Below are 16,355 nucleotides of genomic sequence, written 5' to 3' on the forward strand. Positions count from 1 at the left end.
AATGACAAAACGTTTTTAATTTAGGTCGAAAAGAGCCCTTTAACCGCGCATTAGTATCCTCCAGGTAACTACATCACAATAAAGTGCCTACTTCCCTAGAGGGATGTAAGGAACTACAATTTGTACATGACTTACTAAAATATATTAATGAGGAGTGCAAATAAATATGAAATTACAATTAGCGTTGGATTTAGTGGACATTGCGGGAGCGAAAGAGGTTGTCTCAAAAGTTGCCGAATTTATAGATATCGTTGAAATTGGAACACCTATCGTTATAAATGAAGGTTTGCATGCAGTGAAGGCAATCAAAGAGGCTTTTCCTGCTTTGACTGTGTTGGCAGATTTGAAAATCATGGACGCAGGTGGATATGAAGTGATGAAGGCCGTGGAAGCGGGCGCGGATATCGTTACTGTACTTGGTGTTTCTGATGATTCTACCATTAGAGGTGCAGTGGAGGAAGCGAAGAAAACCAATAAAGAGATTCTAGTTGATCTGATCAATGTGAAGGATATCCAAACAAGAGCGGCTGAAGTAGACGCACTTGGCGTAGACTATATCTGTGTGCACTCTGGATATGACCATCAAGCGGAAGGTAAAAATTCTTTTGCAGATTTAAATGCGATTAAGAGTGTGGTTAAGCAGGCAAAAACAGCTATCGCTGGAGGGATCAAGCTAAGCACACTTCCAGAAGTGATCGCCGCGAACCCTGATCTTGTCATCGTTGGCGGAGGCATCACAGGTGAAGCGGATCAAAAGGCTGCCGCAGCAGAAATGAAACGTCTAGTTAGTCAGGCTTAAGATTACAATGGATACAATGAAATACGCGCAGCAAATTATAGAGGAGCTCCAGCGCTCCATATCTCAGCTTGATGAAGAAGAGACTGAGCGAATGGCTGAGCTGCTGCTTCAGTCCAACAAGATCTTCGTGGCTGGAGCGGGCAGATCTGGATTGATGGGACGGGCCTTTGCTATGCGGTTAATGCATGTTGGTAAAGAGGCTTATGTTGTAGGCGAAACGGTGACTCCGGGGATTGAACAGGGGGATGTGTTAGTCCTCGGTTCCGGTTCCGGTGAGACGAAAGGGTTGATCTCTATGGCTGAGAAAGCCAAAGGGGTGGGTGCAGAAGTTGTTGCCGTTACCATTGCGCCGGATTCGACGGTTGGACGTTTAGCGGGCTACACAGTGAAGCTGCCGGGATCTCCAAAAGATCCGGCCAGTGGAAGCTACAGCACGATCCAGCCGATGGCTTCTTTATTCGAACAGACGATGTTGGTCTTTTATGATGCTATTATTCTGCGAATGATGGAGAAGACGGGGCAGACGAATCAGCAAATGTTCGGCAAGCATGCTAATTTAGAGTGAACGTACAGAAACGAATGCCTTCCTATAAGGAGGTTATTCGTTTTTGTGTTAGTATGATAACAGGAGAGAGGAGGCACTTTAGGAATGGCAACCGAGATTAAAGATCGCATAAACTTGAAGGAAATTAACTGTGAGAAGGAATTAACGCTTGCGGTGATCGGAGGGAAATGGAAGCTGATTATCCTCTGGCATCTTGGGCTTGAAGGGACAAAGCGGTTCAGCGAGCTGAAAAAGCTAATTCCTCATATCACGCAAAAAATGTTGACCAATCAGCTTCGCGAGCTTGAAGAGGACCAGTTGGTTCTAAGAAAAGTGTACGCTGAGGTTCCACCAAAAGTAGAGTATTCCCTGACTTCATACGGCCAAAGTCTGCTTCCCGTCCTTCGATTGATGTACGATTGGGGTAAAAATTACGGAGAAAACGTGATCTGGAAGGACACGCCGCCGGAAGAAAGATGCTAATCGAATAGTCTAAGAACATTAATAATCCCTGAGAGGTCTGGATCGGCCTCTACAGGGATTTTTGGTGTTTTAAAGGAGTGATGCGGATAATGCTTTAGGCTTTCTGTTCGAATAGCTTAGCAATCTCCACGATAACATTTACCGCTTTTACCATATTGTCCGCAGACGCATATTCGAATTTGCCATGGAAATTCTCGCCTCCGGTGAAAATATTAGGTGTCGGCAAGCCCATGTAGGAAAGCTGCGAGCCATCTGTACCTCCGCGAATCGGGCGGATGATCGGTGTGATGTTAAGGTTCTCCATCGCCTCATGGGCAATATCGACGATATGACGCACAGGCTCGATTTTTTCGCGCATATTGTAATATTGGTCCTTCATTTCAAGCACGATGTTCTCTTCGCCATGGATGCTTTTGAATTCTTCTACGACAGCTGAGAGATAAGCTTTACGTGCCTCGAATTTCTCACGGTCGAAGTCGCGGATGATATATTGCAGCTTGCTGAATTCAGGTGTGCCTTCTATAGAGCTTAGGTGATAAAAGCCATCATAACCGTCTGTATATTCGGGCGCTTCCTCAGCAGGGAGTCTGAGATGAAGTGCCATGGCGATTTTGGCGGAATGAATCATCTTTCCTTTTGCAGTACCAGGGTGAACATTAACGCCGTAGACTGAGATTTTAGCAGACGCAGCATTAAAGCTTTCATACTCTAATTCTCCGAGTGGACCTCCGTCTACAGTGTAAGCATAGGAAGCATTAAAAGCGGCTACGTCAAATTTATGAGGCCCGCGGCCGATTTCTTCGTCTGGTGTGAAGGCAACTCTAATCTTGCCGTGTTTGATTTCTGAATGTTGAATGAGGTAATGCATGGCGGTCATAATCTCAGCAATACCGGCTTTATTATCTGCGCCAAGCAGGGTCGTGCCATCAGTTGTAATTAAGGTGTGGCCTTTGTATTCCGCCAGCTCCGGAAAGCTCGCTGTGGACAATACAACATTCAGCTCTTTATTCAAAAGAATATCTTGACCATCATAGTTCTCGATAATCTGTGGCTTCACATTCGTTCCGGTAAAATCAGTCGCCGTATCCAAATGGGCTAAAAAACCAATGGTCGGAACATCCTTGTCCGTATTCGCAGGGAGTGTCGCCATAACATAGCCATGCTCGTCCACCTGGACTTCCTCCATACCGATTTCCTTAAGCTCTTCAACCAGCTTGTGGGCCAGAACCATCTGTCCCGGAGTGGATGGGCAAGTCTCATTATCTTCATTCGATTGGGTATCCATTTGTGCATACGAAATAAACCGTTCTACAACCTCTTTCTTCACCTTGGGTCATCTCCTCTTTACTATTGTATATATATAGTATCACTTTCCATATAAGGTCTCATCCCCGAGGAAGAAGATTGAGGTAATATTTAGGTTTAATGCGGTAATATTTCTTGTTTCACTAACTTCGCTGAAAGTAAATAACGGTCCGGTGCAGATCCCACATATGAAAAGGGATAACAGGTAATCAACGTGAGGATGGCCTTATCACTTGGCTTTATAGCACCACGTTCGTCCCCGTCAACAATTGTGCTGCCTGTTACTTCATAGGTAAAAGTCCCGTCCGTACTTTCCAGCTCGATAAGATCTCCAGCCACGAGTTCTCCCAGATTACGGAACACTGTATCGCGGTGGCCTGCGAGCACACTCTTGCCGGTGGCACCGATAGCTGCGCTGCCTTTATAATGTCCGGCTCCCTTTTTTAGCTCGGGGCTTTCCGTGCCTTCTAGCACTGCGATCTTTTTGTTTAATTTGGGGAAACGAATCTCTCCTATGATTTCACCTTCTGTATAGGAATGAGCGGGGGGCGGCTGTTCCTTGGCTGAACTGACCATTCCCAAGGGAAGAGGGGTTTCTTCGGCAGAACGGGAGTGGGCGACTGTTTCCTCCCTCTTTTTTGCCCAATCATTTAAAGCCTGTTTAGCTTCGATCGGTGCTTTGACCACCTGTACAACCGAGTAAATCAACACAACTAAAGAGAGTATGAAGATTAGCTTCACGGCTAGCAAGACACCATTACGCTCCTTCATACTCTCTCACCTCCAGACTTATGCTGCAAAATGTGGTTATTTCTTCGATTTCAATCTGCGCATGATAATCACGCTGAGTACCGCAATGGCTAAGCTGGCAAGAATCAAGTTATACCAAGGCTCAGCGGTATTCGGAAGCTTGTTGCCAACCTCTGGTGCCCCCAGTGGAAGCTCATCATCAGGCAAGGCGATTTCATTGCTTGGCTGCGGTGTTGCGCTGGTAGTTTGGCTGCCAGCACTTGGTGATGCTGTTGGCTCATTATCGCCTCCACCCAGTGGGATCGGTGCTTCAGTAACACTAATTTCATCTACTACTGTTGAAGCTGTAGGTGTTGGCGATGGTGTTGGTGTCGTTGATTGCCCTGGTGTGGCGACTGCTGTTGCAGTTGGTGAAGCGGTAGTTGTCGGTGAATCTGTCGGTGTCGTGGTTGGTGATGCTGTTGCTGTCGGCGAAGCTTCAGGTGTAGCTGTAGCCGTGGCAGTAGGTATCGAAGTTGGCTCTATTGTAGGCGTAGTAGTCGCTGTCGGTGTTGGCTCAGGTGTAGGCTGAGCTGTGGCCGTTGCTGTCGGTGAAGGACTAGGTTCAGCGGATGGCTCCGGTCCTCCAGAAGCGGAGAACTCAAAGGCTACAGTTGTGGTTTTACCTTGATATTCGTTCCCTGCTTCCCACGGGAAAATTACATCCATTTGGATTACACTTTGTTCTCCCCCGGCAAGTGAACCGATGGTAACTCTTCCGGCAGCCTCGCTCATCACCCCTGAATAGATGATTACTCCCTCTTTTTCGAGTGTCATTTGGAGAATATCGTATAATTCTGCGTCTCCAGAGATGAATTTGAAGTCCACATAGTAATTAAAGCCCTCACTACCTGCATTAATAATTGTGTATTCTGAGTTCGTTTCATCACCAGGCTGCATATTGTTCATGGTGGCTGTGCTCGTCGTATGCGAATTCACCGTAAGCTTAATGGTATCTTGCGCACTAACTCCGCCAGCATGCCAGATGACTCCTGCTAGAATAGTCAGGATATAAGCAGCTATGAAAGCCGAGCGATATTTCTTCTTCACTTTACTCGCTCCTTTCTCCTGAACCCCATATTAAATTTTGTAGACATCATTTGCGGGTTTCCGGCAAATTCTTCTTTTCTAATCGTATTTTCCATCAAACATTGTCGAAATAAGTAGTATCTCACAGAACCACTTTTTTTGTGCGCATGCAGGAATCTCCGTGAAAGCGGAAGGAGAGGGTAGAGATCTACCGTCAATTCGTTCGTTATAGCGAATAACTAAAGTATAATCAAAATAATATCTAAACAAAAATGGGATATTAGAAGAAAATTCATCATATTTGATCAAATATCAGTTATATTAATGGATTTACACCAGTTTTCTCTATTTAACTCTTTATTTTTATATAATTCATTGTTTTAATTGTGTTTTATTGAGAACGATTATGAATGCAAAATAAAAAGGCAAGACATACATCTGGAATAGGGCTCAAACCCCGATACCAGACCTATCGTCTTGCCTTAATTATGATGATAAATTAGATTTCCTTCATAGCTTCGGCTACAATCTCATAAGAGCGTAGACGAGCGTTAGGATCATAAATTCCACCAGAAACAATCAATTCATCGGCCTGTGTCTCTTGCAGAATTTCTTGAAGCCGTTCTTTAATTGCTGCTTTATCACCAGCGAAAGAGTAACGCTGCTTCTCAAGCATGGCTGCTTTTTCTTGCATCGTCCATAGCCCCTCCATACTATCAACCGGTGGTTGTAACTTCCCCGTACGTCCGCGGATGATATTAAGGAATTGCTGCTGCTGCGAGGTAGCCAGTCGTCTTGCCTCATTCACAGTATCGGCCGCTGTAATGCCAACTCCGACCATCACATAAGGCTTGTCTAGTGCTGCTGAAGGACGGAAATTGCTATGATAGATGTGTAAGGCCTGTAGTAAATACTCTGGTGCGAAATGGCTGGCGAAAGCAAAAGGTAAACCTAGTTTTCCTGCCAGCTGAGCACTAAAACCGCTGGAGCCCAGCAGCCAGATGGGGATATTCAAGCCTTCACCGGGAACCGCACGAACTCCGGCCGGTCGTGATCCTGCACCTGCAGGATCGAAGTAGGCTCTGAGCTCACTTAACTGCTCGGGGAAGTCACTGCCGTCGCTTCCGAGACCACGGCGTAGCGCACGGGAAGCCGGTTGATCCGATCCCGGGGCTCTGCCCAGTCCTAAATCAATCCGTCCTGGATATAGGGATTCGAGGGTCCCGAATTGTTCAGCAATGACAAGTGGTGCGTGGTTGGACAACATGATGCCTCCAGAGCCTACGCGTATGCTTTTTGTGCCGCCAGCAATGTGGCCAATTAAGAGTGAGGTAGCAGAACTGGCAACACCAATCATGTTGTGATGCTCAGCAAACCAATACCGGTGATAGCCCCATTCCTCAGCATGTTGAGCTAAAGCTAAAGAGTTATGAAAAGAGTCTGCCGCTGTGCCACCCTCCACAATAGAGGCTAAGTCCAGTACGGAGAATCGAATATCGCGCTGTTGCTTCAATGTAATCCCTCCTATAATAAACGCTCAGATAGTCTAGAGCAGTATTTGTAGCTGCGAATAATGCTACTCGCCTAGTATACCATGTAATAAAACCATATACACACTTTAAGTAAGTTATACGCACTTTGTAATGTTTAGATAAGGAATAAGTATGTCTTTTAAATAAAATGTAAGCGCTTTAAAAAATCTGTTGTTATTTCTTAACGGGCTTGCTATAATCACATCGAAAAGTTACCTGAAAAAAAGGAAGTTATCGTTATGAAGCCAACCATAAGAGATGTTGCCAGAATGGCGGAGGTGTCGATCAGCACCGTATCGCGTGTTATGAATGCACCGAATACGGTCGTAGAGAGCAAACGGAATCGAGTGATGGAGGCTGTAGAACGTTTGCAATATCAACCAAATGCGTTTGCACGGGGCCTGATCTACAAGAAGTCTTTTACACTGGGCCTGCTGATTCCGGATATTGAGAACCTGTATTTCGCAGGGGTTATTCGGGGAATGCAGGATGCATGCATCAAGCTTGGATACAGTTTAATGATCTGCAATACGGACCGCGACAAAGAACGGATGTTGTCTTACATTGATAACTTCCATGAGAAGCAGGTGGATGGGATCGTGTTCGCCAGTGATGTCCTTTATCCTGAGACACATGACAAATTAGTCGGTTGTAGAATTCCTTTTGTGTTGGTATCCTCGCATTCTGATGAGTACGACATTCCATCTGTGGAGGTAGATGATGAACAGGCGGCTTACGATGCGGTAAAGTTTCTGATTGATTTAGGGCATAAGGACATTGGCATGATTGGTTTTAACCATGATAACTCCGTATCCGGCCCGCCTCGTTATGAGGGTTTTGTAAGAGCGTTAACAGAGTTTGGACTACAACAGAATATTGTGAAGAGCAAGTATGCCAATCACCGGTTCGAACACGCTTATCAAGCGGCGCATGAGTTGTTTACTGATTATCCCGAGCTGACTGCCGTTTTCTGTGTTGCTGACGAATTTGCAATGGGGACGATTTCTTATCTGAAGGATCGTAATATTCTAGTTCCGGGGCAGGTATCTGTGATTGGATTTGATAATTTGCGAATGTCGAGTATGTTCATTCCAAAGCTGACCACAATTGCACAGCCGATTTATGAGTTAGGTTATCGGGCGGCGGAGATGCTGCATGAATTGCTCACAACAGGTGGTGTCCAGGTATTGAATGAAAAGATGGAGCATAAGCTGATTGTGCGGGAATCCACGCGGGAAAAATAAAGGCCCTTTATTTTTGTGACCTTCTTCTGAAAAGCTTTTCAGAGCTATGTATCGGTCTTAATTAAAATTTAAATGTTAGGATAGAAAATAGTATGAATTCTTATGAAAAACATCTCATTTTCCGATTGGAAACGGTTACTAATTATGATAATATAAAAAATGTAAGCGCTATTATTAAATTACATTTGTGATGGAGTTTGATTTTAGGATATTTACCTGTCTTCTGAAAAGCTTTGCAAGGAGGTGATCTGCTACAAGCTGCTAATACATGCCAGGGTGCCCGGATGATTGAATAAGATGTTATCTCTATAACCATTAAAGGGGATGTACAAAAGATGAAGAAGATCTCAGGACGTAAAAAGTCGTTGGCTTTAGTACTGTGTTTATCCTTCACAATGACGCTGAGCGCATGCGGCGGAGGCAACAATAATGCGGCGCCTACAGATCCACCGGCGGCAACAGTCAGCCCAACAGCAGATAACACCGAGAAAGCGACAAACACACCTAGTGCAGAACCTTCGGGTTCCCCGTTAGATTTAGCGATGAAAGGTGAATATAAAGGGACTAAAGTAACAATGTTTGGCCCCTTCGTAGATGCTGACCAAGTGAAATTTGAGAGCAGCATTAAAGAATTTGAAGAGAAGACAGGGATCGATATTCAATACGAGGGCTCCAAGGAGTTCGAAGCTACAATAAATATTCGTGTGGACGGCGGTAATGCTCCTGATATCGCTGACTTCCCGCAGCCGGGACTGCTGGCGTCGATTGCTAAGACGGGCAAGGTTATCGATTTGACCAGCGTGCTGGATCAAGATAAATTGACGGCTAATTACAACAAGAGCTGGCTCGATATGTCTACGATGGACGGAAAAGACGGGAAGATCATGGCGGGGATTTGGAACCGCAGTAATGTAAAAAGCTTGGTATGGTATCCAAAGAAACAATTTGATGATGCAGGCTACAAGGTTCCTGAAACTTGGGATGAGCTGATGGCGCTGACGGAACAAATTGCTAAGGATGGCGATCCTGCCTGGGCTATTGGCATTGAGAGCGGTGCTGCAACGGGTTGGCCAGCAACAGACTGGGTCGAAAATATAATGCTTCGTACGACTACGCCTGAGAACTACGATAAATGGGTAAAAGGTGAACTGCCATTTACTTCACCAGAAGTAAAAAATGCTGTTGAAATCATGTCTAAAATTTGGCTCAACAAGGATTATGTTTACGGTGGCGCTAAGTCCATCGTGACGACATCCTTCGGGGATGCCCCAGCGCCAATGTTCACTGATCCGCCTAAAGCCTGGTTTAATATGCTTGGTAACTTTATTACAAGCTTCTTCCCTGAAACGGCAAAGGTTGATCAGGATTATGATTGGTTCTACTTGCCACCAATTGATGCGCAATATGGTAAACCAGTGCTGGTCGCAGGTGATATTTACGCTATGTTCAACGATCGTCCAGAGGTTCGTGCAGTCATGGAATTCTTCACAACTGGAGAGTCGATTAAGAGCTGGGTACAATCTGGCGGCGTAATTGCTCCTATGAATGATGCTTCCCTTGATTGGTATACCTCTGAATCCGATCGCCGGATGGCGAAGTTGGTTCAAGATGCTTCCACACTGCGTTTTGATGGCTCTGATTTGATGCCAGGTAAAGTGGGTGCAGGAACCTTCTGGAAAGGGATGACCGACTATGTGAGCGGTACAGCGACACTGGATCAAGCCTTGGAACAAATCCAGTCCGGCTGGAACAACTAACCTAATATTTAAAGCGCACAGTAAAAAGAGGGGCAGTGGGAAAAGAGGATTGTCTGCCCCTCTTTTTGTTTTCTAACTAGTGAGTTCGATGCTTATGATAAGAGTTTTGCTCCGCAAAACTTATAGGAGGAGCTGGAGCTAATATGGGTGCACAATCACAGCCACAGCCACAAATGCCAACACAACCACAAGCTAGGCCAACCGTCAGCCTGAAGGCGGTAATGCTGTCCCTAGTAGTGTTGTTAGCGAATATTGTTGTTAACGGCGCAATCTTTTTATTCTTCCGGGATTCCACATTAAATCCGCTGCTAACAGCGGTTCTGGCTGTCCTCTGGGGAGTTCTAGGTGTTTATCTGATTTACTATACACTGACTTGGGCGGTTGAGCAGTACCCTGATCATATCCGGCGAAAGGTGCTGCCTTATATCTTTATTGGTCCGGCAGTGATTATTCTGGGCTGGTTACTGGTCCTGCCTGCACTGCGAACATTATATTTGAGCTTTTTTAATGCTTCTTCAGAAAAATTTGTGGGCCTGAGCAATTATGCAGCGATCTTTAGCGATCATCTGATGGCAACGGCATTGCGTAACAATTTACTTTGGGTATTCGTCGGTACGCTGGCCTGTGTAGCATTCGGGCTCTTAATTGCTATTCTTGCCGATCGCAGCAGCTATGAGAAAATTGCCAAATCGATCATCTTTATGCCGATGGCTATTTCCTTTGTAGCGGCAGGGGTCATTTGGAAATTCGTATATTACTATCAACCGGGTGACGAACAAATCGGGCTGTTGAACGCAATCGTTACTTATTTTGGGGGAGAACCCCAAGCCTGGACGAGTATGCTTCAGCCGTGGAATAACTTTTTCCTCATTATTATTTTGATCTGGATGCAGACTGGATTTGCAATGGTGATTTTCTCGGCGGCAATCAAAGGGGTTCCTGACGACATTTTGGAAGCTGCACGAGTGGATGGAGCAAATGAGGTGAAGATTTTCTTTGGAATCATGATTCCATATATTTCATCAACCATTCTGACAGTGACAACGACCATTATCGTCTTTACGTTGAAAATATTTGACGTCGTCATGGTGATGACAGGAGGTCAATACGATACAGAGGTTGTTGCTACACAGTTCTACCGGCAATTCTTTATGTACCGTAATTTCGGCTACGGCTCCACGCTGGCTATTGTTCTACTGATCGCGGTGCTGCCTGTAATCATAATCAATCTACGTCAGTTCCGTAAGCAGGGGGGATTCTAATGGCTGGCAAAAAGAAGAGAAAAGGCAGCAAAACGGTTGTAAATATCGTGCTGGGTGTGATTTGTTTTATTTGGCTGCTTCCGACTCTTGGGCTATTTATTTCCTCCTTCCGTCCGGCTGCTGACATTCTGCAGACTGGATGGTGGAAAGCTTTCCCCCATCAGGAGTGGAAGGCTGGAGAGACGATTCAGCTATCCAAGGATGTGGATCTTCGGGAGCCAATTGAGGTGAACGGTAAAACTTATACAGATGATGAGCTGAAGGCTGGCGTGAAGGCTGATGGCAGCCGGCTTATGTGGGAGAATCGTAGAGCACGTACCGTAAATGAACAGATACAAGGTTGGAAGATGACACCGGATCTCACGCTGGATAACTATAATAATGTGCTTTCCGGTAAGGAATACAAGCTGAAACAGGCTGATGGCAGTGAAACGGTGCAAAAAGGCTCCGGATTGTCACAGGCCTTCTGGAATACGCTAACGATCGCTGTTCCAGCAACGGTTATTCCGGTGTTGATCGCTTCTTTTGCTGCATATGCTTTTGCCTGGCTGCGGTTTCCTGGGCGCAAAATTCTTTTTGTCATCATTATTGCAATGCTCGTCATTCCAATACAGGTTGCGCTTATTCCAGTGCTTAAGGATTATACCGCACTTGGGCTAAACGGAAGTTATCTGGGAATTTGGCTGGCGCATACGGCTTTTGGATTACCGCTGGTTACGTACTTTATGTACAACTTTATCAGTCAATTGCCGAAGGATTTGTTCGAATCGGCTTTCATGGATGGGGCAAGTCATTTCACTATATTCAGCAGGCTAATTCTGCCTCTATCAGTGCCAGCACTGGCTTCTATCGGGATCTTCCAATTCCTATGGGTGTGGAATGACTATTTAGTCTCATTGATTTTTATCGGCAATCAACCGTCTGTGCAAGTTATGTCGATGAAAATTGCCGATTTAGTAGGCTCACGAGGCAACGATTGGCATTTACTTACTTCGGCTGCATTTATCTCCATGCTGATGCCGCTCGCTATTTTTTTCCTGCTGCAAAAGTATTTCGTCAGAGGGCTTATGGGTGGGTCGGTGAAAGGTTAATGATTTAGAACCCGAATGAAACTGTGATCAGGGGGAGCTTAGAGAGATGAAGATGAAACCATACGTACATCCGGCGGCGGTATATCCTTACCGGGAGTGGAGTCTTGATGAGGAAGCTTATAGTGAAGAGAACAATCAAAGAAGCGAGAGTATTTTTGCTCTTGGCAATGGATATATTGGCATGCGCGGTAATTTCGAAGAAGGTTACCACGGCAGCTCAGGCTCGTCTGTAACAGGCAATTATTTGAATGGTTTTTTTGATTCGGAGCCCATTGTATATCCAGAGGGAGCCTACGGATATCCATCCCGCAATCAAGCGATGCTGAACGTAACAGATGCCAAGATTATTGAACTGAGTATTGAAGGGCAGACCTTTCAGTTAAACAGTGGGCAAGTGCACCATTATGAACGAAAGCTGGATATGCGAAGCGGGGTTCTGCATCGGCAGGTAGATTGGGAATCTCCAGCTGGTCACCGGGTACAGCTTCATATCCGGCGGATGGTGACTTTGCAGCACAAACATCTGGCGGCGATAGATTATGAGGTTAAAGCGCTAAATTTCAGCGGAGTGCTTACCTTCACTTCATCCATCGACGGCAAGATCCAAAAACCTAAGGTAACGGATGATCCCAGATTGGGCTCGGGAGGCAAGGAGCCCAGTCTGCTCCTGGAGGATACCGGTCATGAACCGGTACAGTCCTTCTTATGGATGAAGCAGCGGACGCGGCATACCCAGTTTGCCTTATTAACAGGGGTAAGTCATAAGCTCGATTCAAGATCTGAGGATAAAAGGACCGTGCAGCATGAGGGGCAGAAATTATCCATGCAGTTTGTCGTCCCGGTGGAGCGTGGGGAAAGCGTCTCACTAACCAAATATATCTCTTACCATACCTCTAAAGATTATCCGGAAGACGAACTACTCAGTAGAAGTACTGAAATATTACACTTAGCAGACCATAGCGGGTTTGAAGCACTTGCCCAGGAACAGCAGGCTTATCTGGCTCGATACTGGGCACATACGGATGTGGAGATTCATGGTGATCTTGCGCTTCAGCAGGGGATTCGCTTTAATGCTTTTCAACTGCTTCAATCCGTAGGCCGTGACGGGGTTACGAATATTGGGGCCAAGGGATTAACGGGTGAAGGATACGAAGGGCACTATTTCTGGGATACCGAGATGTATATGCTGCCCTTCTTTACGTTCACACAGCCGGAGATTAGCCGAAAGCTGCTCGAATTTCGTTATGCCACGTTAGACAAAGCACGGGAGCGTGCAGCGGTAATGTCGCAGAAGGGTGCCTTGTTCCCTTGGCGGACTATAGACGGGGCAGAGAACTCTGCGTATTTCCCGGCAGGCACGGCGCAAATGCATATTAATGCGGATATTGCGTATGCCATCAAGCAGTATGTACTGGCTACCGGAGATTATGATTTTTTGGTTACGAAGGGAGCGGAAATTTTATTCGAAACTTCCCGCTTTTGGTTGGACTTGGGGTACTTTAATCCGGCTAGGGGCGGTGCCTTTTGTATTGATGCAGTAACCGGTCCTGATGAATATACAGCTATTGTCAACAATAATGCATACACCAACTTTATGGTCCAGGATCAGCTTTATTATGCACACGAGATGGCAGGGATATTGTCTAAACAGTATCCGGAGCATTTTGAACGCCTGAAGCAAAAAATCGGTCTGACTGGGCATGAGACATTAGTGTGGCTGGAAGCGGCGGACAAAATGTTTATCCCCTTTGATGAGGGGCTTGGCATTTATGCTCAAGACGACACGTTTCTCTCCAAGAAAAAATGGGATTTCGAGCATACACCAGCCGATAAATATCCGCTGCTGCTCAACTACCATCCGTTGGTAATTTACCGGCATCAGGTGTTGAAACAGGCGGACTTGGTAATGGCGATGTTTCTGCTGGGTGACCAATTCAGCTTGGCGGATAAGATCCGGAATTATAATTATTATGAGCCGCTGACGACGCATGATTCTTCATTGTCACCGTGCATTCACAGTATAATATCTGCTGAGATTGGTGATTTGACGGGAGCCTATTCCTATTTTGACCGCACGGTACGGATGGACTTGGATGACATCAACCGCAACGTCAAGGATGGGCTGCATACTGCTGCTATGGCAGGCTCCTGGCTGTCGATTGTGAATGGTTTTGGCGGCATGCGCTTATGCGGCGGGATGTTATCATTTAATCCTAGTGTGCCAGCGCAGTGGGAGAGCTATCGGTTTAAAATAACAAGTGCTGGACAGCTATTGGATATTTTTGTGAGTGATACAGAAGTGATCTATACGCTGCTGGAGGGCGAAGAGCTTGAGATTATGCATAAGGGAAACCTTATACAGTTGTCTGCGCAGAAGCCGCTGAGGCTTTCGAATGTGAAGCAGCTTGAAGCTGTTATTTTCGAGCTGGACGGGATAATTACTGATACTGGAGAGTATCATTATGAGGCTTGGAAGGATCTGGCGGATGAGCTTGCACTTTCTTTTGATCGAGAGAAGCATAAGAGTCTCAAGGGCCTAAGTCGAATGGAATCTTTAGAAGTCATTCTGGAGAGTAGTGGACTGAATTTGCCGCAACCGGTAAAGGGAATGCTCTGCAACAAAAAGAACGAGAAGTACAGACAGCTTGTTCAGCAAATGACGCCTGCTGAGCTGTATCCGGGTATCCACAGCGTGTTGTCCGATTTACAGCAAAGAGGGATCGCTATCGGACTGGCCTCAGTTAATGAGAATGCGCTGCTGATTCTCGAACGCTTGCAGATCGGGCATTGGTTTCAGGCGGTGGCTGACCCTGGCAACTTGCGTAGAAGCAAGCCAGATCCAGAGATTCACTTGCAGGTTGCAGAGATGCTGGGCATATCCCCAGACTGCTGCGTGGCGATTGAGGATACCGAGGAGGGAATAGCCGCAATTAATGCTGCTGGTATGAAGTCAGTGGGAGCTGGAGTGGCGCTCGTGACCGAGACAGCGGATCTATGTCTGGCTTCCACCGCTGAGATAAGTGTTGAGAAATTGTTAGAGCTGTTTGCGTAGTTACCCTGATAAGCAGCAAACCTCCCGATCATGGGAGGTTTGCTGCTTTGTTTATTTCATTACTTTTCGAACCAGCTTCACTTTATTGCCATAAGGAGGATACACGATTCCGAGGTCGATCCGTGTTCCTCGCTTGACGATGCTTTTACGATGGGAGAAGACCTCAAAGCTATACTTCCCGTGATAACCCCCGATTCCGGAGTTTCCTACTCCACCAAACGGAAGATAAGTGCTCGCCACATGTGAGATCGTATCATTGATACAGCCTCCCCCGAATGAGACCCGGGACAGCACCTCTTGTTCTACACTCTTATCCTCCGTGAATAGGTATAGTGCCAGTGGCTTTGGGTGTTCATTAATGCTCTGAATGGCCTCATCCAATTGATGATATTCTAATATAGGTAGAATCGGACCGAAGATCTCATCTTCCATAGCAGCATCCGTCCAAGTAGCAGGATAGATTAGAGTTGGCTCAATATAACGTTCTTCTGGTACGATGGTGCCGCCCATAATCAACTTGTTTTGATCACGCGCAATGAGGTCGGCAAGTCTTTGCAGCTGGCGATCATTCACGATCCGGCCGTAATCTGTATTAGGCTGTGCATCCTGACCGTAGAACTCAGTGATGTGATGTTTGATTTTGGTGATCAATTCTTTGGCAATATCCTTGTGGACCAATAGATAATCCGGTGCGATACAGGTTTGACCCGCGTTCAGCAGCTTGCCCCAGACAATCCGTTTCGCTGCAACATCGAGATTAGCGGTCTTATCAACAATAACCGGGCTTTTCCCGCCAAGCTCCAAGGTTACAGGTACTAAATTTTTCGCTGCCGCTTCCATTACGATTTTGCCGACAGGCACACTGCCCGTAAAGAAAATATAATCAAACTTGGCGTGGATCAGCAAATTAGTGGTCTCTTTTTCCCCCTGAATTACGCGGATATACTGCGGCTCGAAGGTCTCCTGAATAAGCTGCTCAACCACGGACGAGATGGCAGGTGTGCTCTCAGATGGCTTGAGGACAGCGCAGTTACCAGCGGCAATGGCGCCGATCAGGGGCTCAATTAGCAACTGAAATGGATAATTAAACGGGCCAATAATGAGCGTTGTGCCGTAAGGCTCACTTAAAATATAACTTTTTGCAGGAAATAAGTGCAGCGGGGATCGAACCTTTTTAGGCTTCGCCCAACGCTTAAGATGTTTCATCATGTAGCCGATACTGTCCAGCGTAAAGCCGATTTCTGTGGCATAGGCTTCGAACTCACCTTTTCCTAAATCCTGTTGTAGTGCGGTGATGATTCGTCCTTCGTATTGTTTAATAATATTCTTAAGCTTGAGCAGCTGCTGGAGACGAAAAGAAACCTCCTTAGTTACGCCGCTATTAAAAAAATCCTTATGCTCTTCAAGCATTCCTTGAATGCTGTCAGCAGTATAGGTTGTCATTAATCTTTCCTCCATCCTTGTAAGA

13 protein-coding genes are annotated in these 16,355 nt (G+C 46.0%); 8 read left to right on the forward strand and 5 right to left on the reverse strand.

Features of this window, described 5'->3' with window-relative positions:
• The first annotated feature begins 166 nt into the window (after window positions 1-166).
• The 3 genes from hxlA (at window position 167) to NST45_RS28320 (ending at window position 1,826) form a co-directional block, all read left to right on the forward strand.
• On the forward strand, window positions 167-799 hold the full coding sequence (hxlA, locus tag NST45_RS28310; protein ID WP_036682127.1) for a 3-hexulose-6-phosphate synthase: 633 nt from the start codon (window positions 167-169) through the stop codon (window positions 797-799).
• A 7-nt stretch (window positions 800-806) separates the two neighbouring features.
• Window positions 807-1,364, forward strand: coding sequence for a 6-phospho-3-hexuloisomerase (gene hxlB / locus NST45_RS28315; RefSeq protein WP_036682124.1), 558 nt, complete (start codon window positions 807-809; stop codon window positions 1,362-1,364).
• Between the two features lie 84 nt (window positions 1,365-1,448).
• The gene (locus tag NST45_RS28320; protein ID WP_036682121.1) at window positions 1,449-1,826 is read left to right on the forward strand and encodes a helix-turn-helix domain-containing protein; all 378 of its coding nucleotides are present in this window, start codon (window positions 1,449-1,451) and stop codon (window positions 1,824-1,826) included.
• 94 nt (window positions 1,827-1,920) lie between these two features.
• Here the strand turns inward: NST45_RS28320 and pepT are convergent, their stop codons facing one another.
• From pepT to NST45_RS28340, 4 genes are all read right to left on the reverse strand, one after another.
• A complete protein-coding gene (gene pepT, locus NST45_RS28325; protein ID WP_036682119.1) occupies window positions 1,921-3,153 on the reverse strand; it encodes a peptidase T in 1,233 nt (410 codons plus the stop codon).
• Between the two features lie 95 nt (window positions 3,154-3,248).
• The gene (locus NST45_RS28330) at window positions 3,249-3,902 is read right to left on the reverse strand and encodes a sortase (RefSeq protein ID WP_339824354.1); all 654 of its coding nucleotides are present in this window, start codon (window positions 3,900-3,902) and stop codon (window positions 3,249-3,251) included.
• A gap of 36 nt (window positions 3,903-3,938) precedes the next feature.
• A complete protein-coding gene (locus NST45_RS28335; protein WP_036682117.1) occupies window positions 3,939-4,970 on the reverse strand; it encodes a hypothetical protein in 1,032 nt (343 codons plus the stop codon).
• 478 nt (window positions 4,971-5,448) lie between these two features.
• Window positions 5,449-6,462 (reverse strand): LLM class flavin-dependent oxidoreductase, encoded by a 1,014-nt coding sequence (locus NST45_RS28340; protein ID WP_081383622.1) that lies wholly within the window; start codon window positions 6,460-6,462, stop codon window positions 5,449-5,451.
• Between the two features lie 258 nt (window positions 6,463-6,720).
• Between NST45_RS28340 and NST45_RS28345 the strand changes: the two genes are divergently transcribed.
• From NST45_RS28345 to pgmB, 5 genes are all read left to right on the forward strand, one after another.
• Window positions 6,721-7,725, forward strand: coding sequence for a LacI family DNA-binding transcriptional regulator (locus NST45_RS28345; protein ID WP_036682112.1), 1,005 nt, complete (start codon window positions 6,721-6,723; stop codon window positions 7,723-7,725).
• A gap of 335 nt (window positions 7,726-8,060) precedes the next feature.
• Window positions 8,061-9,482: an ABC transporter substrate-binding protein gene (locus NST45_RS28350; protein ID WP_036682109.1), complete on the forward strand. Its 1,422-nt coding sequence runs from the start codon at window positions 8,061-8,063 to the stop codon at window positions 9,480-9,482.
• 173 nt (window positions 9,483-9,655) lie between these two features.
• Window positions 9,656-10,744 carry a sugar ABC transporter permease gene (locus NST45_RS28355; RefSeq protein WP_036682450.1) on the forward strand — a complete coding sequence of 363 codons (1,089 nt, stop codon included), beginning with the start codon at window positions 9,656-9,658 and terminating at the stop codon, window positions 10,742-10,744.
• Window positions 10,744-11,835, forward strand: a complete 1,092-nt coding sequence (locus NST45_RS28360) for a carbohydrate ABC transporter permease (RefSeq protein WP_036682107.1) — start codon at window positions 10,744-10,746, stop codon at window positions 11,833-11,835. The genes NST45_RS28355 and NST45_RS28360 overlap by 1 nt, the downstream gene beginning before the upstream one ends.
• A gap of 46 nt (window positions 11,836-11,881) precedes the next feature.
• Window positions 11,882-14,887: a beta-phosphoglucomutase gene (gene pgmB / locus NST45_RS28365; protein WP_036682104.1), complete on the forward strand. Its 3,006-nt coding sequence runs from the start codon at window positions 11,882-11,884 to the stop codon at window positions 14,885-14,887.
• Window positions 14,888-14,938: 51 nt separating this feature from the next.
• Here pgmB and NST45_RS28370 read toward each other — a convergent pair whose 3' ends face one another.
• Entirely contained in the window at window positions 14,939-16,330 is a 1,392-nt protein-coding gene (locus tag NST45_RS28370) for an aldehyde dehydrogenase (protein ID WP_038573737.1), read from the reverse strand.
• Window positions 16,331-16,355: the final 25 nt, after the last annotated feature.

This window comes from Paenibacillus sp. FSL R7-0163 (assembly GCF_037969975.1).
In the GTDB taxonomy this organism is placed as follows: domain Bacteria; phylum Bacillota; class Bacilli; order Paenibacillales; family Paenibacillaceae; genus Paenibacillus_AQ; species Paenibacillus_AQ odorifer.

Excerpts from the sequence above, each read along its gene's own strand:
- hxlA (WP_036682127.1), top strand. The coding sequence starts at position 167 with ATGAAATTACAATTAGCGTTGGATTTAGTGGACATTGCGGGAGCGAAA.
- hxlB (WP_036682124.1), top strand. The coding sequence starts at position 807 with ATGGATACAATGAAATACGCGCAGCAAATTATAGAGGAGCTCCAGCGC.
- NST45_RS28320 (WP_036682121.1), top strand. The coding sequence starts at position 1,449 with ATGGCAACCGAGATTAAAGATCGCATAAACTTGAAGGAAATTAACTGT.
- NST45_RS28330 (WP_339824354.1), bottom strand. The coding sequence starts at position 3,902 with ATGAAGGAGCGTAATGGTGTCTTGCTAGCCGTGAAGCTAATCTTCATA.
- NST45_RS28345 (WP_036682112.1), top strand. The coding sequence starts at position 6,721 with ATGAAGCCAACCATAAGAGATGTTGCCAGAATGGCGGAGGTGTCGATC.
- NST45_RS28350 (WP_036682109.1), top strand. The coding sequence starts at position 8,061 with ATGAAGAAGATCTCAGGACGTAAAAAGTCGTTGGCTTTAGTACTGTGT.
- NST45_RS28355 (WP_036682450.1), top strand. The coding sequence starts at position 9,656 with ATGCCAACACAACCACAAGCTAGGCCAACCGTCAGCCTGAAGGCGGTA.
- NST45_RS28360 (WP_036682107.1), top strand. The coding sequence starts at position 10,744 with ATGGCTGGCAAAAAGAAGAGAAAAGGCAGCAAAACGGTTGTAAATATC.
- pgmB (WP_036682104.1), top strand. The coding sequence starts at position 11,882 with ATGAAGATGAAACCATACGTACATCCGGCGGCGGTATATCCTTACCGG.
- NST45_RS28370 (WP_038573737.1), bottom strand. The coding sequence starts at position 16,330 with ATGACAACCTATACTGCTGACAGCATTCAAGGAATGCTTGAAGAGCAT.